Genomic DNA, 1,037 nt, shown 5'->3' on the forward strand with positions numbered 1-1,037 from the left:
GATTAGCAACATCAAAGATGGCATCGCGAAAGGTAAGAAGCATGCATCTTGCTTTGGACAGAACTGATGATGGATGCCAATGAGCTGGCGAAAGAGATCGAAGCTGGAACGGGTCGTGAAMCTCGTGCCACTGTTCTTGGTCACATCCAACGTGGTGGCCGTCCAACCGCGTTCGACCGTGTTCTTGCGTCTCGCATGGGTAACTACGCCGTTCACCTATTGATGGAAGGCCATGGTGGTCGTTGTGTTGGTATCGTGAAAGAGCAACTTGTTCACCACGATATCATCGATGCAATCGAGAACATGAAGCGTCCAGTTCGCAATGACCTGTTCAAAGTCGCAGAAGAGCTATTCTAAGCAAAATAAGCGGACTATCTGAGCAAAAGGCTGCGTTATCGCAGCCTTTTTCATATTGGTGGTTTTACAGTACTATCAAACCTAAGGCACTAAGGTGGCCAATTGTTGTTTGCGTTGCTTGAGAGCGTAAAGGTAGCTGCATAACCCCACCAAAATGTTGCCCACGGCAATGCCAATAAACAGCCCTTCAATATCGTAGAGCCAACTGCCTAGGTAGCCGCTGGCAGGGTAAAGATCAAACAGTCGAATCACGCCAACGGAAGGCGTTGAGTTGGTTGATGCATAGCATTTAAACCGCTGACTAACATCATGACAATGCCTAAAAACCCATAGCTGATCGGTACGACGAGCAGATAATGCCAAAGCAAATCTCTCACTGCTTGCTCTTGTGAGAACAGCGCAGCAAGCGGAATACTGAGTGGCACCATCATCAAAAAAACCAAACCTTGAACAGCACCAGAAAAGCGCATACTGACGAACAATCCTTGGAACGCTCGTTGTGGGTTTTCGCGCCAAAGTTTTGCGCCTATAAAAGGCGTCAGAGCGGAAGTGAGTGCCATGAGGACCAAAATCAAAATCGATTCAATGCGTTGTGCCGCCCCATAAGCGGCAACAGCAGCAGTGCCGTGGCTGGACAGCATCATCATTAAAATAGCACCAGAGAGAGGGTTCATTGCGTT

2 pseudogenes are annotated in these 1,037 nt (G+C 48.4%); one reads left to right on the plus strand and one right to left on the minus strand.

The features are described 5' to 3' along the window. Nucleotides 1-357: pseudogene (locus CIK04_RS24680) on the plus strand (6-phosphofructokinase); the annotation flags it as partial. Nucleotides 358-438: 81 nt separating this feature from the next. Here CIK04_RS24680 and CIK04_RS24685 read toward each other — a convergent pair. After that, a pseudogene (locus tag CIK04_RS24685) lies at nt 439-1,037 on the minus strand (MATE family efflux transporter); the annotation flags it as partial.

The organism is Vibrio sp. 03_296 (genome assembly GCF_002265885.1).